This is a genomic window from Agromyces neolithicus (assembly GCF_039529735.1).
Lineage (GTDB): Bacteria > Actinomycetota > Actinomycetes > Actinomycetales > Microbacteriaceae > Agromyces > Agromyces neolithicus.
The window spans coordinates 1-22906 of the sequence record NZ_BAAANJ010000017.1 but is presented as its reverse complement, the minus strand read 5'-3'; the positions used below and the strand labels follow the sequence as shown (position 1 = coordinate 22906).

At 69.1% G+C, this 22906-nt stretch carries 19 protein-coding genes; 12 read left to right on the top strand and 7 right to left on the bottom strand.

The features are described from left to right. The first annotated feature begins 386 nt into the window (after window positions 1-386). From ABD164_RS15865 to ABD164_RS15855, 3 genes are read left to right on the top strand one after another with little or no spacing between them, the layout of a single operon-like run. Entirely contained in the window at window positions 387-1688 is a 1302-nt protein-coding gene (locus tag ABD164_RS15865) for an ABC transporter substrate-binding protein (RefSeq protein WP_344297285.1), read from the top strand. A gap of 2 nt (window positions 1689-1690) precedes the next feature. After that, complete coding sequence (locus ABD164_RS15860; protein WP_344297283.1) at window positions 1691-2611, top strand: carbohydrate ABC transporter permease; 921 nt, start codon at window positions 1691-1693, stop codon at window positions 2609-2611. After that, window positions 2608-3513 carry a carbohydrate ABC transporter permease gene (locus ABD164_RS15855; protein ID WP_344297281.1) on the top strand — a complete coding sequence of 302 codons (906 nt, stop codon included), beginning with the start codon at window positions 2608-2610 and terminating at the stop codon, window positions 3511-3513. The genes ABD164_RS15860 and ABD164_RS15855 overlap by 4 nt, the downstream gene beginning before the upstream one ends. Before the next feature lie 238 nt (window positions 3514-3751). Here the strand turns inward: ABD164_RS15855 and ABD164_RS15850 are convergent, their stop codons facing one another. Then, window positions 3752-4048, bottom strand: a complete 297-nt coding sequence (locus ABD164_RS15850) for a GIY-YIG nuclease family protein (protein ID WP_344297279.1) — start codon at window positions 4046-4048, stop codon at window positions 3752-3754. A 434-nt stretch (window positions 4049-4482) separates the two neighbouring features. After that, a complete protein-coding gene (locus ABD164_RS15845) occupies window positions 4483-5139 on the bottom strand; it encodes a GntR family transcriptional regulator (RefSeq protein ID WP_344297277.1) in 657 nt (218 codons plus the stop codon). 179 nt (window positions 5140-5318) lie between these two features. Here ABD164_RS15845 and ABD164_RS15840 point away from each other — a divergent pair, with 179 nt between their 5' ends. From ABD164_RS15840 to ABD164_RS15820, 5 genes are read left to right on the top strand one after another with little or no spacing between them, the layout of a single operon-like run. Continuing rightward, entirely contained in the window at window positions 5319-7565 is a 2247-nt protein-coding gene (locus tag ABD164_RS15840; RefSeq protein WP_344297275.1) for a beta-galactosidase, read from the top strand. A 7-nt stretch (window positions 7566-7572) separates the two neighbouring features. Continuing rightward, entirely contained in the window at window positions 7573-9012 is a 1440-nt protein-coding gene (gcvPA, locus tag ABD164_RS15835) for an aminomethyl-transferring glycine dehydrogenase subunit GcvPA (RefSeq protein ID WP_344297273.1), read from the top strand. Continuing rightward, on the top strand, window positions 9009-10598 hold the full coding sequence (gene gcvPB, locus ABD164_RS15830) for an aminomethyl-transferring glycine dehydrogenase subunit GcvPB (RefSeq protein WP_344297271.1): 1590 nt from the start codon (window positions 9009-9011) through the stop codon (window positions 10596-10598). Before gcvPA ends, gcvPB begins: the two co-directional genes overlap by 4 nt. A gap of 2 nt (window positions 10599-10600) precedes the next feature. Beyond that, entirely contained in the window at window positions 10601-11929 is a 1329-nt protein-coding gene (locus ABD164_RS15825) for an ATP-NAD kinase family protein (protein WP_344297269.1), read from the top strand. After that, window positions 11919-12677: an SDR family NAD(P)-dependent oxidoreductase gene (locus tag ABD164_RS15820; RefSeq protein ID WP_344297267.1), complete on the top strand. Its 759-nt coding sequence runs from the start codon at window positions 11919-11921 to the stop codon at window positions 12675-12677. The genes ABD164_RS15825 and ABD164_RS15820 overlap by 11 nt, the downstream gene beginning before the upstream one ends. Window positions 12678-12705: 28 nt before the next feature. On the opposite strand, the gene ABD164_RS15815 is transcribed toward ABD164_RS15820, so the two are convergent. Next, a complete protein-coding gene (locus ABD164_RS15815) occupies window positions 12706-13743 on the bottom strand; it encodes a LacI family DNA-binding transcriptional regulator (protein ID WP_344297265.1) in 1038 nt (345 codons plus the stop codon). Window positions 13744-13879: 136 nt separating this feature from the next. On the opposite strand from ABD164_RS15815, the gene ABD164_RS15810 reads away from it, so the two are divergent. Further along, window positions 13880-15718: a glycoside hydrolase family 35 protein gene (locus tag ABD164_RS15810; protein ID WP_344297263.1), complete on the top strand. Its 1839-nt coding sequence runs from the start codon at window positions 13880-13882 to the stop codon at window positions 15716-15718. Between the two features lie 131 nt (window positions 15719-15849). Here the strand turns inward: ABD164_RS15810 and ABD164_RS15805 are convergent, their stop codons facing one another. From ABD164_RS15805 to ABD164_RS15790, 4 genes are all read right to left on the bottom strand, one after another. After that, entirely contained in the window at window positions 15850-16806 is a 957-nt protein-coding gene (locus ABD164_RS15805; protein WP_344297261.1) for a carbohydrate ABC transporter permease, read from the bottom strand. Next, on the bottom strand, window positions 16803-17807 hold the full coding sequence (locus tag ABD164_RS15800; protein WP_344297259.1) for a carbohydrate ABC transporter permease: 1005 nt from the start codon (window positions 17805-17807) through the stop codon (window positions 16803-16805). The genes ABD164_RS15805 and ABD164_RS15800 overlap by 4 nt, the downstream gene beginning before the upstream one ends. A gap of 86 nt (window positions 17808-17893) precedes the next feature. Continuing rightward, the gene (locus ABD164_RS15795; protein WP_344297257.1) at window positions 17894-19210 is read right to left on the bottom strand and encodes an ABC transporter substrate-binding protein; all 1317 of its coding nucleotides are present in this window, start codon (window positions 19208-19210) and stop codon (window positions 17894-17896) included. 205 nt (window positions 19211-19415) lie between these two features. Continuing rightward, on the bottom strand, window positions 19416-20036 hold the full coding sequence (locus ABD164_RS15790; RefSeq protein ID WP_344297256.1) for a MerR family transcriptional regulator: 621 nt from the start codon (window positions 20034-20036) through the stop codon (window positions 19416-19418). A 94-nt stretch (window positions 20037-20130) separates the two neighbouring features. Between ABD164_RS15790 and ABD164_RS15785 the strand changes: the two genes are divergently transcribed. The 3 genes from ABD164_RS15785 (at window position 20131) to ABD164_RS15775 (ending at window position 22811) form a co-directional block, all read left to right on the top strand. Further along, a complete protein-coding gene (locus ABD164_RS15785; protein WP_344297255.1) occupies window positions 20131-20550 on the top strand; it encodes a hypothetical protein in 420 nt (139 codons plus the stop codon). A gap of 191 nt (window positions 20551-20741) precedes the next feature. Next, window positions 20742-21182 (top strand): VOC family protein, encoded by a 441-nt coding sequence (locus tag ABD164_RS15780; RefSeq protein ID WP_344297254.1) that lies wholly within the window; start codon window positions 20742-20744, stop codon window positions 21180-21182. Between the two features lie 150 nt (window positions 21183-21332). Beyond that, window positions 21333-22811, top strand: coding sequence for a malate:quinone oxidoreductase (locus tag ABD164_RS15775; protein ID WP_344297253.1), 1479 nt, complete (start codon window positions 21333-21335; stop codon window positions 22809-22811). Window positions 22812-22906 lie beyond the last annotated feature (95 nt).

Sequence of the window (22906 nt, the reverse complement as noted above, 5' to 3'; positions counted from 1 at the left end):
CCTCGGCTACACCGTCCAGATCACGCCAACCGCCGCCTGAACGTCACCCAGCATTCCGAGTAGACCCCGAGCGACGATGTGGTCTCGATACGGCGCTGGCGCGCCTACTCGACCGACGATCGACCGACGTGGTCTCGATACGGCGCTGGCGCGCCTACTCGACCGACGATCGACCGACGTGGTCTCGATACGGCGCTGGCGCGCCTATTCGACCGACGATCGACCGACGTGGTCTCGATACGGCGCTGGCGCGCCTACTCGACCGACGATCGACCGACGTGGTCTCGATACGGCGCTGGCGCGCCTACTCGACCGACGAAACACACTCGACGGGACATCCGCTTCTCGTGTACTGTATACAAAATACCGAAGACAAAGGAGTCACATTGAACGCGCGCACCCTGATCGTGCCCGTCGCGGCACTCGCCCTGCTCTCGGGCTGCACCATGGGCGCCGGCGCCCCGACCGACGTCGCGCTCGACCCCGACGCCGAGGTGTCGGGCGAGATCACCGTGTGGTCGTGGGATGTCGCGGCCACGGCGCTCGACCGCCTGGGCGACGAGTTCGAGGCCGACCACCCCGACACCACCGTCAACGTGGTCGACGTCGGCTACGACAACGCCTACGACAAGCTCTCGGTCGGCCTGCAGGCCGGCAGCGGACTGCCCGACGTGGTGACGATCGAGACCGATCGCGCCCCCGGCTACATCAACGAGTTCCCGACCGGGCTCGTCGACCTGACGCCGGTGCTCGGCGACGCTGAAGGTGACTTCGACCCGTTCAAGTGGTCGGCGCAGTCCGACGCCGACGGCGCGCTCAAGGTCGCCCCGTGGGACTCGGGCACGGTCGGCCTGTTCTTCCGCACCGACTACTTCGACCAGGCCGGCGTCGACCCGGCCTCGATCGAGACGTGGGACGACCTCATCGCCGCCGGCGAGACCATCAAGGCGACGACCGGCCACACGCTGCTGTCGATCGATGTCTCCACCGGAGGCGCATTCCAGATGCTGCTGCAGCAGCAGGGTATCGGCCTGTTCGACGAGGCCGGCGACATCACGATCACCTCACCCGAGGCGGTCGAGGCGCTCACCCTCTTGCAGACCATGAGCGAGAAGGGACTGCTCAAGAACGTCAAGGGCTGGGACGGCCGCGTGACGAGTGCCAAGGACGGCGACTCGGCGGCGACCGCTGAGGCGGTCTGGTGGATCGGCACCCTGCAGGGTGATGCTCCCGAACTGTCGGGCAAGTACGGCGTCACCGAGCTGCCCGCCTTCGAGCAGGGCGGTGCCCGCACGACGAACAACGGCGGCTCGGGCCTCGCGGTGCCTGCGCAGGCGAAGAACCCCGACCTCGCTGCGGCGTTCGTCGAGTACGTGCTCGCCGACGCCGACCACCAGGCCTCGATGATGGTGAACGAGGGCCTCTTCCCCTCGTACCTCCCGGCCCTGAAAGATGCGTACTTCCAGGAGCCGCAGGAGTACTTCGGCGGCCAGCCGGTCTACGAGCTCTTCGCCGAGCAGACCGCGAACATCCCGGCGATCACGTTCACGACCGACAACGCCGAGGCGAGCGACATCGTGGCGAATGCGGTCGTGGCCGCGGTGCTGAACGGCGCCGACCCGACGACGACGTTGCAGGACGCGGCCGACCAGATCGCGACCGCGACCGGACGCGAGATCGCCGAGTAGCCATGGCCGTCACCGCGACCGCCGCGCAAGCGGCTGCGAAGCCGGCCAGGCGTAACCGGGCGCTGGGGCGCAGGCTCCAGCGCCCGGGGGCGTGGTTCGTGCTGCCCGCCGTCGGGCTGCTGATCGTGTTCTTCACCTATCCGCTGATCTCGTCGCTCTGGCAGAGCTTCTTCGCGACGTCGGGCGGCGTGTCGACGTGGGTCGGCCTCGAGCAGTATGCGCGGCTCTTCGAGGATCCGCTCATCGGCAAGAGCCTGATGAACGCGGGCATCATCCTGGTGATCCAGGTGCCGCTCATGATCGGCCTGGCCGTGGGGCTCGCGTACCTGCTCAATCAGTCATGGCTGCGCTTTCGCTCGGGCTTCAGGCTCTTCACGTTCCTGCCCGCGGTCACCACGCTCGTGGCCTACGCCGTCGTCTTCCGCGTCATGCTCGCTACCGACGGCGGCGCCGTGAACCAGCTGCTCGCCTTCGTCGGCGTCGCCCCGATCGACTGGCTCAACAACGAATGGTGGGCGCGCATCGCCCTGATCGGCGCGATCACCTGGCGCTGGACCGGGTACAACATGGTCATCATCCTGGCCGGCCTGCAGTCGATCCCCGCCGAGCTCTACGAGGCCGCGCGCATCGACGGTGCCGGCCGGTGGCAGATCTTCACGAAGGTCGTCATTCCGCAACTGCGCCCGGTGCTCATCTTCACCACTGTGACCTCGACGATCGGGGCGTTGCAGCTCTTCGACGAGAACTTCATCCTCACCGAGGGCGGGCCGAACGATGCGACGCTCACGCCGGTGCTCTACCTGTACAAGGTCGGATTCCGCCAGTTCGACTTCGGCTACGCCTCGGCGATCGCCTGGCTGCTCGTCGTGCTGACCGCGATCATCGCGATCGTGCAGTTCCGCCTCATGAGGGAGAAGAAGTGACCGCGACCTCCACCCTGGCATCCGTGAACCCCGGGACATCCACTGTTCGTCGACCGCGACCCGCGGGCCGCGGGCCGTCGCTGCGCCGTGGCATCCTACGATCGCCGGTCTATGTGCTGCTCGCGATCGCGAGCGTGGTCTCGCTGCTGCCGTTCGCGTGGATGGTCATCGCGTCGACGCACCAGACCTCCGACCTGTTCGGCACGCCGCTGCCGGTGCTTCCGGGCGGCGAGCTCTGGGAGAACCTGGCCCGACTGCAGGAGTCGGTGAACTTCGGCCGCGTGATGTTCAACAGCTTCGCGATCGCGGTCGTCTATACCGTGTTCAGCTCGATCGTGAGCATCATGTGCGGGTATGGACTCGCGACGTATCGGTTCCGCGGGCGCGGGGTGCTGCTCGCGGTGGTGCTCGTCACGATGATGATTCCCATGCAGGTGCTGCTCGTGCCGCTGTTCCAGATGATGGCGAGCGTCGGATGGATCGACACGTACCAAGCAGTCATCCTGCCGTTCCTCGCCAACGCGTTCGGGATCTTCCTCATGCGGCAGGGTTTTCTCGATTTCCCAGTGTCGCTCATCGAGGCGGCGCGCATCGACGGCGCGAACGAGCTGCGCACGTTCTACCGCATCGTGCTGCCCGTGGCGCGGCCGCAGATCGCGGCGCTCGTGATCTACACGTTCATCAGCCAGTGGAACGCGTTCATCTGGCCGCTGCTGATGCTGAACACCGAAGACCAGTACACGGTGCCCGTTGCGCTCAACAGGATGATCGGCATGTCGCGTGTGGACTACTCGGGGCTCATGCTCGGGTCGCTGCTCGCCACGCTGCCGCTCATGCTGCTGTTCCTCGTGTTCCAGAAGCAGTTCGTGTCGGGGCTGCTCGGCGGTGCCGTCAAAGGCTGACCCCCTCGTCGGTCGAGTAGGCGCACCAGCGCCGTATCGAGACCTTGCGTCGGTCGAGTAGGCGCGCCAGCGCCGTATCGAGACCCGCCGCCACCCCGCCGGTCGAGTAGGCGCGCCAGCGCCGTATCGAGACCCACCACGTCGGTCGAGTAGGCGCGCCAGCGCCGTATCGAGACCCTCGCCGCATGGTCTCGATACGCGCTGGCGCGCAACTCGACCGACGGGGTGTGGCTCGGCGCTACTCGACCGACGGGCCGACGAACCGCTTCTTCGCCAGCGACGGGAGGAGATCGAACCGACCGTCGATGAGCGCGATGCGCTTGGCCCGACTCCAGTTCTGCACCTGCTTCTCGGCTGCATAGGCCTGCTCGATGCGGTCGAACTCCTGGTGGTAGACCAACACGACCGGCAGACGCCGGCGCGTGTATGCAGCTCCTTCGCCGTGCGAGTGCTGGGCGATGCGGCGCTCGAGATCGATCGTGCTGCCGACATAGAACGAGCCATCGCCGCAGCGCAGGATGTACAGATGTGCCATCTCCCGAGTCTCGGCCCGTCCCACGACCGCATGTCGCTGACCGGGCGATCTGGGAGGAAGCGCGCCGCCGATGCGGGTGTCGAGGAGGAATCGTCGGTCGAGTAGCGGCGCCGGAGGCGACGCGTATCGAGACCCGCATCGACCGGCGGGGGTGGCGGCGGGGTCTCGATACGGCGCTGGCGCGCCTACTCGACCGGCGAGCGGCGGGTCTCGATACGGCGCTGGCGCGCCTACTCGACCGGCGGGCGGCGGGGTCTCGATACGGCGCTGGCGCGCCTACTCGACCGGCGGGCGGCGGGTCTCGATACGGCGCTGGCGCGCCTACTCGACCGGCGGGCGGCGGGGTCTCGATACGGCGCTGGCGCGCCTACTCGACCGGCGGGCGGCGGGGTCTCGATACGGCGCTGGCGCGCCTACTCGACCGGCGGGCGGGGCTAGGCGGTGAAGTAGGCGCTCGAGGCGTTGTCGACGATGCGGCGCATGCCATGCATCCAGTTCTCGCGCAGGGCCACCGTGGCGCCGGGCACGTCGCCGGCCGCGAGGCGCTCGGCGATCGCAGCGTGCTCGGCCGCGACCCGCTCGATCATGACGTCGTTCGGAACGAGCAGCGACTCGTAGCGGTGGAACGCCCCGCGCACGCTCTCGATCACATCGCGCAGCCGCCGGTTGGGGCACGCCGAGAGCATGAGGCTGTGCCACTCGTCGTCTTTCGTGATGACGAGGGCGTGCTGCACGACCTCTTGGTCGAACTCGGCCGAGAGCGCTGCGAGCTGCACGCCGATGCGGCGCAGCTCGTCGAGGGGGCTGAGCTCGAGCGCGAGGCTCTCGAGCGCGGCCAGGACGGGCGCGAGGTCTTCGAACTCCTGGGCGCTCAGTGGCACGAAGCGGAAGCCTTTGCCGTTCTCGCTCTCGATCTGCCCTTCGCTTTCGAGGGCGATGAGCGCCTCGCGCAGCGGCGTGCGGCTGACGCCGAGCTCGTTGGCGAGCTGCACTTCGTTGATGCCCTCGCCGGGCTGCACGAGTCCGGTGCGCATGCGTGTGAGCAGTTCGTCGCGCACTTGCGAGCGAAGGTTCTTGCGTTCGATCGCCATGTGTCCTCGTTCCGATCGGGGTCTCGATACGGCGCCGGCGCGCCTACTCGACCGACAGCCGGTGGCTGTCGCGGCAAGCCTAGAGCTTGACCGGTTGCGGCATCCGACATACGGTGGCTGTATACAGAATACATTCTGCAATGCAGGCTGTACACCCAAGAACTCAGAGAGGAGCCGCTGTGGTAGGCACGACCCCACGCGCCATCCGCCTCGACGCCCTCGCGTACGGCGGCGATTACAACCCCGACCAGTGGCCCGAAGAGGTCTGGCTCGAAGACGCGCGGCTCATGCGCGAGGCGGGGGTCAACCTCGTGAGCCTGCCCGTATTCTCGTGGCCCCAGCTCGAGCCCGAGCCGGGCGTCTACGACTGGGCGTGGCTCGACCGGGTCATCGAGATCCTCTGGAACGCCGGCATCAAGGTCGATCTCGCGACCGCGACCGCTACCCCGCCGTCGTGGCTCATCCGCAGCCACCCCGAGATGCTGCCGTGGAACGAGCAGGGTCAGCGCCTCGAGTTCGGCTCGCGTCAGGCGTATTGCCCGAGTTCGCCGGTCTGGCGCGAGAACGTCGAGCGGATGTCGCGCGCCATGGCCGAGCGTTACGGCGAGCACCCCGCGCTCGCGCTCTGGCACATCTCGAACGAATACGGCGATCACGTGGCGCGATGCTGGTGCCCCGAGTCATCCGCTCATTTCCGTCGGTGGCTGCAGGCGCGCTACGGCGACCTCGACGGCCTCAACGACGCCTGGGGCGTGAACGTGTGGGGCCAGCGCTACACCGCCTGGGAGCTCATCGAAGCGCCGCGCCGGGCGACCGGCCCGATCAATCCGACGCAACTGCTCGATTTCGAGCGGTTCTCATCCGACGCGTTGCTCGAGCTCTTCCAGCTCGAGATCGACGTGCTGCGCGAGGTCACCCCCGACATCGCGGTGACGACGAACTTCATGAGCCTCCTGCGCGACCTCGACTACTGGAAGTTCGCCGAGGCCGAAGACCTCGTCACCGACGACGCCTACCCCGACCCCGCCGACCCGCACGCGCACGTGCCGGCCGCGCTCAACTACGGACTCATGCGCTCGCTGAAGGGCGGGCAGCCGTGGCTGCTGCTCGAGCAGGCTGCGAGCGCCGTGAGCTGGCGCGACGTCAACGTGCCGAAGGCGCCGGGGCAGATGCGCATCGACAGCCTGCAGGCCATCGCGCACGGCTCCGACGGCGCGATGTTCTTCCAGTGGCGCCAGGCGAAGTACGGGCAGGAGAAGTTCCACTCGGCGATGCTCGGCCACCGTGGCGAGGTGTCGCGCAGCTTCGCCGAGACGAAGGCGTTCGGTGCCGAGCTCGCCCGGCTCGCGCCGGTGCGCGGCACTCGCGTGCGTTCCCGCGTCGCGCTGGTCGTCGATTGGGACTCCTGGTGGGGATCGTCGGCGACCGAGTCGCTGCCGTCGCAGCGGCTGAACTGGCTCGCGCAGGCACGGGCCTGGAACGCCGCCTTCTACGAGCTCGGCCACCCGGTCGACACCGTGCGCGCCACCGGCCCGTTCGACGGGTACGACGTCGTCGCGGTGCCGAATCTCTATGTTGCGGATGTCGCGCAGGCTGCAGCACTCGCCGCCTACGTCGCCACCGGCGGGCAGCTCGTCGTCGGGCCCTTCTCGGGCGTCGTCGATGCCACCGAGAAGGTGCACGATGGGGGAGCGCCCGGCCCGTTGCGCGATCTGCTCGGAGTCGAGGTCGATGAGCACTGGCCGATACCCGACGGGCAGGCCGAGCGCATCGAGCTCGCGCCCGTCGGTCGAGGAGCGAGCGCCGGCGAGCGTATCGAGACCAACCCCATCGAGGGTCTCGATACGGCGCTGCGCGCCTACTCGACCGACGTCTGGGGCGAATGGCTCGAGGTGCACGACGGCACCGAGGTCGTCGGGCGGTACGCGAGCGGTGAGCTGGCGGGCCGCGCAGCCGTGACGCGCCGCCCGCACGACGACGGAACGGCGTGGTACCTGAGCGCCGTGCTCGAACCGGCGGGCATGCTCGCGGTGTTCCGCACGGTGCTCGCGGCGGCGAACCTTCCCGCACGCGAGCGCACGAACACCGACCTCGAAGCGGTCACCCGCAGCGACGAGTCCACCGACTACACGTTCGTGCTGAATCACGGCCGCGGCGAGCTCACCGTCGATGTTCCCGAGGGTGCCGAAGACCTGCTCGGCGGGGGTCTCGATACGCTCCGCTACTCGACCGACGGGGAGCTCCGCTACTCGACCGACGGGGAGCTCCTCAACTCGACCGACGGGGAGCTCCTCAACTCGACCGACGGGGAGCTCCGCTACTGGACCGACGGCAAACTCACCATTCCGCGCTTCGGCGCCGCCGTGCTCGCCACCCCGCGCGGGGTGACCGCACCCTTCATCACCCTGTCCGACACCACCGACTGAGGCACCAATGACCGAACCATTCGTACACCCGTACATTCCGAACACCGCCCCCGAATCCAAGGCGGCGATGCTCGCCGCCGTCGGCGCGGCATCCGTCGACGAGTTCTATGCCGACGTGCCGGCCGAGCTGCGCCTCGACCGCCCGCTCGACCTGCCGGCGCCGTTCACCGCCGAGCAGGACCTCGTGCGCCATGTCGATGGCCTGCTCGCGAAGAACGTCTCGACGCGGCAGCGCCTGAGCTTTCTCGGCGCGGGCACCTACCACCACTATGTGCCGGCGGTCGTCGACGAGGTCATCGGGCGCAGCGAGTTCCTCACCGCGTACGCCGGCGAGCCCTACGAAGACCACGGCCGCTTCCAGGCCCTGTTCCAGTACCAGTCGCTCATGGCCGAGCTGCTCGCGATGGACGTCGTCAACGTACCCACGTACGACGGCTACCAGGCCACCGCGACCGCGCTCTCGATGGCCGGACGCATGAGCGGCCGTCGCCGCATCCTCGTCGCGAGCGACGTGCTGCCGGCGAAGCTCTCGAAGGTGCGCGACTTCGTGCGTGTGCACCTCGACCTCGAGTTCGTCGCCACGATCGACGGCGTCGCGGATGTCGCGGGGCTGGTCTCGCGGCTCGGTGACGACGTCGCCGCGGTCTGGGTCGAGACCCCGAGCCACACGGGCGCGGTCGAGGCGCAGCTGCGGCAGATCGCCGACGCGGCGCACGCCGCCGGCGCGGTGCTGGTGGTCGGCACCGACCCCATCGGCTACGGCGTGCTGACGCCGCCCGCCGAGCAGGGTGCCGACATCGTCTGCGGTGACATTCAGTCGCTGGGCCTGCACCAGTGGTTCGGCGGAGCGCACGGCGGCTTCATCGCGGTTCACGACGACCCGAAGTTCATCATGGAGATGCCGTCGCGGCTGTTCGGCCTCGCGACGACCGATGTGCCTGGCGAGTACGGCTTCGGCGACGTGGCGTACGACCGCACCTCGTTCGCCCACCGAGAAGAGGGCAAGGAGTGGGTCGGCACCGCCGCCGCACTCTGGGGCATCGCCGCCGGTGTCTACCTCGCGCTCATGGGGCCGCAGGGCATGCGCGAGCTCGGGGAGGTGCTGCTCGCCCGCACGCGGTACGCGCAGCAGAAGCTCGCGGCGATCCCGGGTGTCGCGCTCGGCGACGGCGCGATACACCTGCGCGAGTTCACGATCGACGTCTCGGGCGCGGGCCTCACCGCCGCCGGTCTGGTCGAGGCGCTGCGCGCCGAGGGCATCGAGCCCGGCGTTCCCGTGGGCGAGCAACGACTGCTCGTGTGCGTCACCGAGATGACCACCCAGCTCGACATCGACCGGCTCGCCGACGCGATCGCCAGGCTCGATACGGGCTCCGCACTACTCGACCGACGAGACACCGACCACGAAGCATCCGACACCGCCATTCTCGAGGAGCAGAGCGCATGAGCCTCCCCGTCGCACCCAAGCCCGCCCTCCGCCGTTTCCACCAGGCGAGCTGGGACGAACCGATCATCTTCGAACTCTCGACGCCAGGCGAGCGCGGCGTGCTCGTGACCGGCGTCGAGCCGGGCGTGCGCGCCGCGGTCGGCGACGTCATCGCCGACCTGCCGTCGGGCATTCGGCGCGAGGCGCCTCCGGCACTGCCCGAGATGGGACAGATGCGGGTGCTCAAGCACTACCTGCGGCTCTCGCAAGAGAACCTCGGCGCCGACCTGAACGTCGACATCGGCCAGGGCACCTGCACCATGAAGTACGCGCCGAAGGTCAACGACCAGCTCATCGGCACCCCCGCGCTCACGGCCATGCACCCGCTGCAGAACCCGGCCGACGCGCAGGGCGTGCTCGAGATCGTCCACAACACCGAGCGCATGGTCGCCGAGATCTCGGGCATGCACGAGGTGTCGCTGCATACGCAGGGAGGTTCGGCGGCGATCTGGTCGAACATCGCGATGATCCGCGCCTACCACGAGGCCAACGGCGAGGGCGAGCAGCGGCGCGAGGTCATCACGACGATCTTCAGCCACCCCTCCAACGCTGCGGCCGCGAAGGCTGCCGGATACGACATCATCACGCTGTATCCCGACGCCGAGGGCTATCCCGACCTCGAGGCGCTGAAGAAGGCGCTCTCGCCGCGCACTGCGGCGATCATGGTCACCAACCCCGAAGACACGGGCATCTACAACCCCGCGATCAAGCATTGGGTCGACGCCGCGCACGCCGTCGGAGCGCTCGCGTCGTACGACCAGGCCAACGCCAACGGCATCCTGGGCATCACCCGTGCCCGCGACGCCGGATTCGACGTCTGCCACTTCAACCTGCACAAGACCTTCGGCACCCCGCACGGCTCGGGCGGCCCGGGCGCCGGGGCGAACGGCGTGAGCGAGGCCCTCGCGCCGTTCCTGCCCGGCCCGCGCGTTGCGCGCGAGGGTGACCGGTTCGTCGTCCGTGAGGCCGGCGAGCAGTCGATCGGCTCGGTCGCGCCGTTCTTCGGCGTCATCCCGAACATCGTGCGGGCCTACGCCTGGATGATGGCCCTCGGCGCCGAAGGTCTGCGCGCCGTCGCCGAGATCGCGGTGCTGAACAACAACTACCTCATGAAGAAGGTGCTCGAGATCCCCGGTGCCTCGGCCCCGTACGCCACCGGCCGCCGCCGCATCGAGCAAGTGCGCTACTCGTGGCAGGAGCTGTTCGAGCAGACCGGCATCACGTCGGAGGAGATCGGGGTACGCGCGAGCGATTTCGGCATGCACTACTGGACGAGCCACCACCCCTATGTCGTGCCGCAGCCGTTCACGCTCGAGCCCACTGAGTCGTACTCGATGGCCGAGCTCGACGAGTACGCGGCGGTGCTCGCCGAGATCGCGCGCGAGGCGCGCGAGGAGCCCGAGGTGGTGCGCACCGCCCCGCACAACCAGACCGTGCACCACACGCACCACGACGACCTCGACGATCCCGAGCGGTGGGCCATCACGTGGCGCGCGTACCTGCGCAAGTACTTCGGCGCGGGTGGCCAAGGTCAGGCGGCCGCCTGAGCATGCTCGGCCTCATCGTCAACCCCGTCGCCGGAATCGGCGGCCCAGCGGGTCTCGCCGGCAGTGACGGCGAGTCCGTGCAGGCGCGAGCGAGCGAGCGAGGCGGCACCTCACGGGCGGCCGAGCGCGCGCTCGCGGCGCTCGCCGTGGTCGCCTCGACGCGCCCCGGCACGCGCGTGCTGACGGCGGCGGGGTCGATGGGTGAAGACGTCGTGCGCGCGGCCGGGCTCGAGCCGGTCGTCGTCGTGCACCAGCCCTCGCGCACCACGGGCGACGACACGTCGGTCGCGGCGACTGCGCTCGCCCAGTCGGGCGCGTCGCTCGTGCTGTTCGCCGGCGGCGACGGCACCGCCCGCGACGTCGCCGCCGGGCTCGCCGGTCGAGTAGGCGCGCAGCGCCGTATCGAGACCTCCGCTGAGGGCCTCGATACGCTCGCTGACGCTCGCTACTCGACCGGCGGGGACGGGCTCGCTGCCGCTCGCTACTCGACCGGCGGGGACGGGGTCGCTGCCGCTCGCTACTCGACCGGAGGGGACGGGGTCGCCGCTCTCGGTATTCCCGCGGGCGTCAAGATGTACTCGCCCGTCTTCGCGGTGAGCCCACGTGCGGCGGGAGGCATCGCGTCGGCGTGGCTCGGCGTCGGCGCCCTTCCGGTGCTCGAGCGCGAGGTGCTCGACATCGACGAAGAGGCGATGCGGCGAGCCCGCGTCGAACCGCGCATGTACGGCACCCTCAACGTGCCGTACCGCCCGGGTCGTACCCAAGCGCGCAAGGCGGCGACGCCTGCTGACGAACAGGCGGCCGTGCGGGCCGCGGCGCGAGGAGCGGCATCCGCTCTTCGACCCGGCGTGCGCTACCTGCTCGGCCCAGGCGGCACGATGAGCGAGCTCGCGCGGGAACTCGGCGTGTCGAAGACGCCGCTCGGCGTCGACGTCGTGCTCGACGGACGTGTCGTGCTCGCTGACGCGTCGGAGCGCGAGCTGCTCGACGAGGTCGGCCGCGGGCCGGCCAAGGCGGTCGTCACCGTGATCGGCGGCCAGGGATTCCTGCTCGGTCGCGGCAACCAACAATTGTCGGCGCGCGTGCTCGCTGCGCTCGGCGACGACCCGCTCGTCGTCGTCGCCCCCGAGCAGAAGCTCATCGATCTCGGCGGGCGCCCCCTGCTCGTCGACACCGGCGAACCCGAAGTCGATGCCGCGGTCGCGGGGTTCGCACGCATCATCACCGGCGCGAGCACGACCAGCATCTATCCGGTGCACGCACCAGAACTCGAACACCAACTCGAACACCAACTCGAACACGAACACGAAGGAGAAGGCCATGCGCCTTGAGAACAAGCACGCCATCGTCACGGGCGGCGCCGGCGGCATCGGCCGCGCGACGTCGATCGCGCTCGCCGAAGAAGGCGCCGCGGTCGCCGTCGTCGACCTGAACGCCGAGGCCGCCGAGGCGGTCGCCGCCGAGATCCGCGAGGCGGGCGGCACCGCGATCGCCATCGCTGCGGACGTCTCGAGCGAAGCCGACATCGAACGAGTGGTCGCGACGACCGTGGCCGAGCTCGGCGGCGTGAACATCGTCTTCAACAACGCGGGCATCATCCGCCGCACGACCGCCGTCGAGACGACCGTCGAGGAGTGGGACCGGGTGTTCGGCGTCAACGTGCGCTCGATCTTCCTCATGTGCAAGCACATCGTGCCGATCATGGCGGCGGCCGGCGGCGGCTCGATCGTGAACACCGGCTCGGGCTGGGGCCTCAAGGGCGGCGGCCAGGCGATCTCGTACTGCGCCTCGAAGGGGGCGGTCGTGAACATGACCCGGGCGCTCGCGATCGACCACGGCCCGCAGGGCATCAGGGTGAACTCGGTGAACCCGGGCGACGTGAACACCGGAATGCTGCGCGAAGAAGCGCGTCAGCTCGCGCAGGAGGAAGGCTCGTTCCTGGCCGAGGCCGCCGACCGGCCGCTGCGCCGCATGGGCGAGCCGCGCGAGGTCGCGGCGGCCGTGGTGTGGCTCGCGAGCGACGAGTCGAGCTATGTCACCGGTTCGGCACTCGTCGTCGACGGTGGCGGCATCGCATAGGCCGTTCGTCGTACGTACCGCCTGACGCTCAGCGCGCAGTGCCGGCCGAACCGGGCGGCGCCGTCGAGGCGCGCACGATCAACTCGGCGCTGATCGGCTCGATGGGGCTCGGCTCGCGCTGCTCGATCAGGTCGATGACACGCGTCGCCGCCGCACGGCCGACGGCCTCGAACGGCTGGCGCACGGTCGTCAGCGCGGGAGCGGCGTAGGCGGCGAGGGCGATGTCGTCGACGCTGACGACCGAGACGTCGTCGGGCACCGTGCGCCCGGCCTCGTGGAGTGCGCGGATGACGCCGAACGCCATCTCGTCGCTCGAGACGAACACGGCGGTGGCGTCGGGGATGGCGGCGATAGTGCGTCCGGCGCGGTAGCCGGATTCGGGCGTCCAGTCTGCCGGGATGACCGGCGGCGGGGTCACGCCGTGCTCGATGAGCACCTGTTCCCAGGTCTGGCGCCGCACGCGCGATTCGAGCCAGTAGTCGTCGCCCGACACGTGCCAGACCGTACGGTGGCCGAGGCTCAGCAGGTGCTCGGTCGCCAGCCGCGCGATCGACGACTGGTCGACGACGGTGTCAGTGCCGACACCGCTCGTCAGGTGGTGCATCAGCACGGTCGGGGTGCGCTCGGTGCGGGCCCCCATCGCGTTGTCGAGGAATGTGACGGGGGCGAGCAGGATGACACCCTCGGCGCCCTGTCGTTCGAGGCGGTCGAACGCATCGAGGAACGAATCGGGTGACGCGTGGTCGGACACGCTCGCGGTGGTGACCGTGTAGCCCTCTTCGGAGGCGACCGTCTCGATGCCCACGTTGATGGCGCTCGTCGAATAGCGTGCAGTGGAGACCTCGATGACGCCGAGGATGCGGGTTCTGCCGGAGGCGAGCGATGCGGCTGCCGCGTGCACGCGGTAGCCGAGCTCGTCGACCGCTGCGAGCACCCGCCGGGCCGTCTCGGGGCGTACGTTCGCCTGACCGGAGATGACACGAGAAACGGTCTGGGTCGACACGCCGGCGGCACGGGCGACGTCGACCTGGCTCGGCGACTGGCTCTGGTTGTGGCGGCGGGGCATCCAGCCATGATAGTGAACGCTCACTTGACGGGCGGGGAATGGCGCGGTGGGCGCGTCGTGTGAGAGACTGAATGTGAACGCAAACATTCCTTGATCACGCCGCGCGTTGGCGCGGTGGTCTCACGAGAAGGCCACGATGACCGACACCACTACACTGCCGCAGGCGGCCGGGCTGGCTGCGCTAACATTGCGCGACGGCGCGTTGGAGCGCGACGGCAGGCCGTATCGCATGCTCTCGGGGTCGATGCACTACTTCAGGGTGCACCCCGACCAGTGGCACGACCGACTGCGCCGACTCGCCGCGATGGGTGCCAACACCGTCGACACCTATGTCGCGTGGAACTTCCACGAGCAGGTCGAGGGCGAGCGCCGGTTCGACGGCTGGCGTGACCTCGAGCGGTTCATCCGCCTCGCCGGCGAGGTGGGTCTCGACGTGTTGCTGCGCCCCAGCCCGTACATCTGCGCAGAGTGGTCGAACGGCGGCCTGCCCGCGTGGCTCACCGCCCGGGTGCGGGCGTTGCGCACGAGCGACCCTGCGTTCCTCGCCGCCGTCGATGCCTGGTACGACGAGCTGCTGCCGCACGTGGTGCCGTTGCAGGCCGCCCACGGCGGGCCGATCATCGCGGTGCAGGTCGAGAACGAGTACGGCTCGTTCGGGTCGGATCGCGCCTATCTCGAGCACCTGCGCGATGCGCTGCGCGCCCGCGGCATCGTCGAGCTGCTGACGACCGCCGACGGCATCACCGCCGACATGCTGGCACACGGGTCGGTCGAGGGCGCCATGCCGACCTTCACGTTCGGCACCGGCGTCGCCACGGCCCGGCAGCTCGCCCCCGAGGGCGCCGCGCTCATGTGCGGCGAGCTGTGGGGCGGATGGTTCGACCACTGGGGCGAACGGCACCACGTGCGCAGCCCTCAGAGCATGATCGGCACGGTCGACGAGCTGCTCGCTGCCGGGGGATCGGTCAGCCTCTACATGGCGCACGGCGGCACGAACTTCGGCCTGTGGAACGGGGCGAACTGGGACGGCGTGCTGCAGCCGACCGTCACGAGCTACGACTCCGATGCGCCGATCGGCGAAGACGGCACGCTCGGCCCCAAGTTCGAGGCGCTGCGGGCGGCGTTCGCGCCGTTCCACGACGGGGCCCTGCCGGTCGTGCCGCCCGCGCCGCGATTCCAGCCCGAGCAGGAGGTGCCGCTCACGGCCGAGGTCTCGCTCATCGACGCGGTGCGCTCGTTGCCTGCGGGCGACCCGCACGCGACGCCCCTGACGTTCGAGGATCTCGGCGTCGCCGACGGCGTCGTCGTGTATGAGGCCACAACCCACCTTCCCGACGACGCGGTGCTCACGATCGACGGCCTGCACGATCGGGCCGGGGTGTTCGTCGACGGGCGACGCATCGCCACGCTCGAACGCGACGGCGAGACATCCGTCATGATCGGCGGGGCCGCCCGCACCGCCGTGCTCACCATCGTGGTCGAGAGCCTGGGCCGCATCAACTACGGCCCGCGCATCGGCGAGCGAAAGGGAATTCTGCACGGGGTCAGGCTCGGCAAGCGCTTCGTGCACGGCTGGTCGCATCGTGTGCTGCCGCTCGACGACGGGCTGCCGCTCGACGACCGGCTGCAGCTCGGCGACGAGTTGCCCGTCGGTGAGGAGTCGCTCCTCGATGACTGGCAGCCGATCGGCGAGGCGGGCGCCGACGGTGTCGCGGGTGCCGTGATCGAGGTCGCCGAGCCGGCCGACGCGTGGCTCGCCTTCCCGCGCGGCGCCAAGGGCATGGTCTGGCTCAACGGCTTTCTGCTCGGCCGCTATTGGGAGGCCGGCCCGCAGGTGACCCTGTATGCGCCCGCTCCGCTGTGGCGTGCCGGGCGCAACGAGGTGCGGGTGCTCGACCTCGATCGGCTCGGCACCGGCGTCGAGGTACGCCAGCGCCCCGAGTTCGGCGACACCGAGGAGTTCATCGGCTCCTGACCGGGTGATACGAGAAGGCCCGTGGTGCGCAGTGCGCACCACGGGCCTCACTCTTGCCAATATGCCCGGTCAGGCGTCGCGAGCAGGGCCCGGGGAACACCGCGGGCCCTGCTCATTGAGGTCGAACGGCGTCAGCCCTTGACCGCGCCAGCAGCCAGGCCCGATCGCCAATAGCGCTGCAGGCTGAAGAACAGGATGATCAGCGGTACCACACCCAGCAGGGCACCGAGCATGACGGCGCCCTTGTCGGGCGAGAAGTAGCTCACCATGCCGAACAGGCCCAGCGTGACGGGCTTCAGCTCGGGTGTCGAGACCATCAGCAGCGGCAGCAGGAAGTTGTTCCATGTGGCCACGAAGATGAACAGGAAGATGGTCACCATCGCCGGCCCAAGCAAGCGCAGCACGATCGTGAAGAAGATGCGCGCCTCGCCGGCACCGTCGATGCGAGCCGCCTCGAGCAGTTCGGTGGGCACCGAGCTCTGCGCGTAGACCATGCCGAGGAACACGCCGAACGGCGAGACGGCCGACGGAATGATGATCGCCCACGGGGTGTCGACCAGTCCGAGCGCGTGGAACTCGATGTACAGCGGCACCGTGAGCAGCGCGACGGGCATGAGCAGACCCGCCATGATGACGCCCACGGCGACCTTCTTGCCCGGGAACGCGAACTTCGCGATCGCATACCCCGCCATGACGGCGAACAGCGTGCCGATGACCCCCGCGGTCACCGAGTAGAAGATCGAGTTGCCGACCCACTGCCAGAACATGCCCTGGGTCCAGGCCATGAGGCTCTCGTAGTTCTGGGCGAGGTTCCAATCGGCGAACCAGAACCCGAACGTCGAGACCAGGTCGCGGTTGTTCTTGGTCGCGGCGACGAAGACCCAGAAGACCGGAACGAGAAAGTACAGCGTGGCCACGACGAGGGCGATGATGCCGAAAGCCCTGGCGAGTGGGCTCGGCGCGACCGCCTTCGACGGGACATCCGCCGACCGCTTCGCCGACCGCCTCGCCGAGCGCTTCGGCGACGGCGACGCCGACCCCTTCGCCGGACGGCCCGTGACCGACCTGATCTGCGTCGAGGCGCTCATGCGGCGTCCCCCTTTCGGCGCTGCAGCAGCGCGTACACGATCGCGAGCCCGCCGGCGATGACCGCCATCAGCAGCGAGTAGGCCGAGGCCGGGCCCGTGCCCGACGGCGAGACGGCGCCCAGCAGCGAGTTGTAGGTGAGCATCATGGGTGTGTAGTCCTTGCCCATCCAGGGGTTCGCGCTCTCCATGATGACCGGCTCGTTGAACAGCTGGATCGTGCCGATGATCGACAGCAGCACGGCGAGCAGGGCGGCGCCGCGCACGAGCGGCACCTTGATGCGCGTCGCGATCTTCCAGCCCGAGGCGCCGTCGAGGCGTGCCGCTTCGTACAGATCCCGGGGAATCGCCTGCAGCGCCGCCAGGAAGATGAGCATGTTGTAGCCGGTGTAGGTCCACGTGGTCATGTTCGCCATCGAGAACAGGATCGTGCCCGGCGCCATGAGCTCGGTGCCTTCGGGCAGGTACTGCATGAAGGGCGACACCTCGGGCGTGTAGAGGTAGAGCCAGATCATCGCGGCGATGATGCCGGGGATCGCGAACGGCAGGAAGAACGCGAGGCGGAAGAAGCCGGGCCGGCGCACGATGAACGAATCCAGCAGCAACGCGAGCAAGAGCGCGGCGACGATCATGACGGGGATCTGGATGCCGGCGTACAGCACGACGCGGCCCATGCCCGCCCAGAACGGCTGGCTGGTGATCGCCAGGGCGAAATTGTCGAGCCCGACGAACGTGTCGACGACCTCGCCGCCGCCGTACAGGCCCTCGCCCGCCGACTTCTGAGCGAACAGCGAGGACTGGATCGAGACGAGGATCGGGATCAGGAAGACCACGACGAAGAGGATCGCGAACGGCAGCATGAACAGCCAGCCGGTCGTCGCTTCGCGCCGGGTGCGACCGTGGCGGCGGCGCGCGCGTCGGGGGGCGGCACCAGAAGCACCGGATGCCCCGGGCGCGGGCCCTGAGGCGGCCGCCGAAGCGGCGGCGGGGGTGGCGATGGTCATGGTTCTCCCGTCACGGTGAAATGCACCGGCGGAGGCCACGACGTGTCGCGTCCTCCGCCGGTGCGGTGTTCAATCGTCGCTGCCGGTCACTCGGCGACCGGGAGGCCGAGGTCATTCAGGGTGGCGATCGCCGTGGCCTGGGCCGTCGCGAAGACGTCGGCGACCGTGGCCGCGCCGGTGGGAACGCCGGCGGCGGTCTCGTTCATCTTGGTCAGTGACGCGAAGCCGGGGGCGTACGCGAAGTCGGGGTTCAGGTTCGCCGACGCCGTTGCGAGCTCGGCGAGCACGTCTTGACCGCCGAACTGGCGCAGCATCTTCTCGCTGGTTTCGGGCGTACCGTTGGCAGCGACGACGAGGCCCTGCGAGGCGAGGTCATCGACCTGCGTGTTGAACCACGCGTTGAACTCCATCGCTTCGGCCGGGTGCTCGCAGCCCTTCATGACTGCGACACCGGATCCGCCGTCGGGACCGGTCATCGCACCGGCGCCGAAGTCGGGCAGCTGGGCGACCCGCCACTGGCCCTCGGCGGGGGTGCCATCGAGCGAGTCGAGCAGGAAGCCGGCCTCCCATGCGGCGCCGACGTGCCCGATGAGGCTGCCGTCGTTGAGCGCCTGGGTGAATCCCTCGCCCCAGCGCTCGGTCATGACGACCTGCTTGTTGTCGACGAGGCCCTGCCATGCGGCGGCGACCCTCTGCGAGCCGGGGCCCTCGGCGTCGACGCCCCACTTGTCGCCCTCAGTCGTGAACCAGGTGTCGCCGGCCGCGGCGGACTGGGCCGAGAGCCAGTACAGCGCCTCGTCGGGCGTGAAGGCGGCGATGAACTTGCCGGCGGCGGCCGACGTGGCGGCCTCGGTCGTGAGCTGCTCGAGAGTCTCGGGAACGGCGAGACCGAGGTTCTCGAACTCGGTCGCGTTGTAGAAGTACACGAGGGGGCCGGTGTCTTGCGGGAGACCGACGACCGCGTCGCCGACCTTCATCATGCCGTACGCGCCGGCCGAGAAGTCGTCGGTGTACTTCGCGGCCTCGTCGGCGACGTCTTCGACCAGGCCCTTGACGAACATCTGCGGCACCTCGGCGTACCCGAGCTGCGCGAGGCAGGGCGCGGTGCCGGCCTTGACGTCGGTCTCGAGCTTCAGGATCATGTCGGATGCCGCGCCGTCGAACTTGGTGGCCGTCACCTGGATGTCGGGGTTCTCGTCGTTCCACTTCTCGACGATGTCGGCGACGGGGGTCATGCCCTCGCCGTCGGGAAGACGGTGCATGTAGGTGATCTCGACGGGCGAACCATCGGCGCCCGCGCCGTCGGACGGGTTGGCCGTGCTGCACGCGGCGAGGCCGAAAGCCGACATGGCGCCGACCGCGACGAACGCCGCTGTGCGGATCATGCGAGACGTTGATGTCATGTGTTGCTCCTCTTTGAGTATTCGTGCCACCCCTGGTGCTCGGGGGAGCCGGTGGATCGACGCAGGCCGTTCATTCGGGTCGGCCCGGTCTATTGAACAACAAAATGTTTGCGTTCACAAGTGCGCGTTCTCTGAGTTCTGCCGCATGGCGTAGCCACCTCGACCGATGCACGTGCGGCCCCGTTGGAGGGCGCGAACACGACCGTCACTCGGCACGCTGCAGCCGCCGCAGCGCCGCGTCCTGATGCGCGAGGCGGCGAAGCGCGAGCAGCACGGGCTCGTAGAGCGCGGTTCCCAGCACCGTGTACTCGACGGCCCCGCGCGGCTCTTGCGGCATGCGGTCGAGGTCGAACTCCGCGACATCCGACAGCACTCGACCGTAGTGCGCAAGCCGCTCTGCGCTCATCGGCATGCCCGCCGACTCGGCGGCGGCGAGTGCGCCCTCGAGCTGCGCGACTGCCGGGAAGTCGGGGTCGTAGACCTGCCCGAGCGCGGTCAGGGCGGCGCGGGCGCGGGGATACGGGTCGGACTCGTCGCCCGGCGGCGCGGCGGCGGGGGGAAGCGCGCTGACCGCGCGTCCGAGGGTGGAGTAGAGGTCGTCGCCGGGTTCGTCGACGAGCTGCAGCACGGCCCGGGCCTGCTGCACGCTGAGGCCGACGGGCCCGAGCAGGGCGCGCACGAGTCGTAGCCGCCGCAAGTGACCGGCGTCGTAGGTGGCCTGGGTCGCCGACGTCGCCGTGCCGGCGTGCAGCAGCCCCTCGCGCAGGTAGTACTTCACGGTGGCGACGGGCAGGCCTGCGTCGGCGGCGAGTGCGGAGATGCGCATCATCGACCCTTGCGTTAGATAGTGGCACTCTCTAATATTGGAGAGCAACACTATCTAATCACACGCCCCACCAAGACGAACGGAAGGCTCGCTCATGCCAACCCCGAACGACATCATCCTCATCGGCATCCTGCTGCTCGCACTCGTGACCGTCGAGTCGGGCGGCTACTTCCTCACGAAGGTCGTGCGTGGCAACGTGCCCGCCAACCGCCTGCAGATGAGCTTCTTCCGCGCCGGTCATGCGCACGCCGCGGTGCTGCTCGTGCTGTCGGTCGCGATCCTCGCGGTCATCTCGCACGCCGCGCTCGACGGGTTCTGGCTCTGGCTCGCGAGCGCCGGCGTGCCCGTGGCGGCGATCCTCATGCCCGCCGGGTTCTTCCTCTCGGCGACCGGCCGCGACCCGCAACGCCCCAACCCCTTCATCTGGCTGCTCTGGGCCGGCGTGGTCGTGCTCACCGCCGCCCTCATCACCGCAGGCGTCGGCCTGATCGCGGGCGGCGTCGCCGCGCTGTGAGCCGCGCGCAACTCCCACCCTCTCCGTTCCGGGGGTGCTTTCCCGCCATTCGAATGCGGGCTGCGGGGGCGCAGTTGTCGCAAAAGCACCCCCAGAACGCATCAGGGAGCTGCGCGCGCGAGCATCCAGAGCAGCGGATGTCCCGGCCGCGACTCGTGACGAACGTCGCCGGGCTGGGCTAGCCTCGCCACATGAGCATCCCGCAGCGTTTCTCCCTCGTCACGCTCGGCGTCACCGATGTCGAAGCGGCGACCGCGTTCTACCATCGGCTCGGCTGGGCCCCGGCGCGTTCGTCGGACCCTGGGCAGATCACGTTCTTCGCGACCCCGGGCGGGGTCATCGCCCTGTGGGAGACATCCGAGCTCGCCAAAGACGCCGCGGTGCAGACGATGCACGCCAACGCTCCGGCGTTCCGTGCGGTGGCGCTGGCGATCAACTTCGCCTCGCGCGAAGAGGTCGACGACGCCATCGGCGACTGGGTGGTCGCCGGCGGCCAGATCTCGAAAGCCGCAGCCGAGACCGAGTGGGGCGGCTACAGCGGCTACGTCGCCGACCCCGACGGCAACCTGTGGGAGCTCGCGCACAACCCCGGCTGGCCCCTCGACGAGCGCGGCCTGCCGCAGCTCGCCTGAGCCGGCGCGCGTCGTCGGTCGAGTAGGCGCGCCAGCGCCGTATCGAGGCCCCGGTCTCGATACGCTTCTTCACGACTCGATCGACCCACTTGTCTCGATGCCATACCATGCGGTAAAGCGCGCCCTCGGCGCGACGTTAGAGTGGAATCCGTGAATTCCGAGGAAACCGTCGACGTCGTGCTCATCGGCGGGGGCATCATGAGCGCCACGCTCGGCTCCCTCCTCTCGCAACTTCAGCCCGACTGGAGCATCCGGCTCTACGAGCTTCTCGGCGACGTCGCGCAAGAGTCCTCGAACGCGTGGAACAACGCGGGCACCGGCCACGCGGCCCTCTGCGAGCTCAACTACATGCCCGAGAACCCCGACGGCTCGGTGAGCGCAGCGAAGGCGATCGCGATCAACGAGCAGTTCCAGGTGAGCCGCCAGTACTGGGCATACCTCGTCGCGCAGGGCGCGCTGCCCGAGCCGCACAACTTCATCAACTCCACGCCGCACATGACCTTCGTCAAGGGCGCCGCGAACATCGAGTACCTCAAGAAGCGGGTCGAGGCGCTGAAAGACCAGCCGCTGTTCCCCGACATGGAGTACACCGAAGACCTCGAACGCATCGCGCAGTGGACGCCGCTGCTCGCGAAGAAGCGCAACTCGGGGGTGAAGGTCGCCGCGACCCGCATCGAGGCCGGCACCGACGTCGACTTCGGCGCCCTCACGAAGTTCCTGCTACGCGACCTCGAACGTCGCGGCGGCGAGATCCACACCAACCACCACGTGCGATCGATCAGGCGCAAGAGCGACGGCACCTGGCGTCTCAAGATCCGCCAGACCGTGGGCCAGACCCCCAAGGTCGTGCGCGCCCGGTTCGTGTTCGTCGGCGCCGGCGGCGGTGCGCTCGCGCTGCTGCAGCGCTCGGGCATCCCCGAGATCAAGGGCTTCGGAGGGTTCCCGATCTCTGGACAGTTCTTCAAGACCACGAACCCCAAGATCGTGGCGCTGCACCAGGCGAAGGTCTACGGCAAGGCCGCCGTGGGCGCCCCGCCCATGTCGGTGCCCCACCTCGACACCCGGGTGGTCGACGGCGAGACCGCCCTGCTCTTCGGCCCCTACGCCGGATTCACGCCGAAGTTCCTGAAGATGAGCACGTGGTTCGACCTGCCGTTCTCGATCAGGTTCCACAACATCGGCACGATGCTGCAGGTGGGCCTGAAGAACTTCGACCTCGTGAAGTACCTCGCCTCCGAGGTGTTCGCGTCGCGCGCGAAGAAGCTGAAGGCGTTGCGCGAGTTCATGCCCACCGCGAAAGACCGCGACTGGGAGCTCATCACCGCCGGCCAGCGCGTGCAGGTCATGAAGAAAGACCCTGAGAAGGGCGGTGTGCTGCAGTTCGGCACTGAGATCATCACCGGCGCCGACGGCACCATCGCCGGCCTGCTCGGGGCTTCGCCTGGCGCGTCGACGGCCGCGCCGATCATGCTCGACGTGCTGTCGCGCTGCTTCCCCGATCGCATGGCCGCGTGGGAGCCGAAACTGCGCGAGATGATCCCGAGCTACGGTACGACCCTTTCCGATGACCCGGCAGCGGCCGAGGCGTCGCTCGCCGCCACGGCCGAGGTGCTGCGGCTCAACGCGTAGTCGCGGCATCCGCTCGCCCGGCGCCTTCCAGGGCCTTCTTAAAGTCGGGGCGTCTGTGACTGTTGTCCGGCGTGGCTGCTGCTAACGAGGGGAAC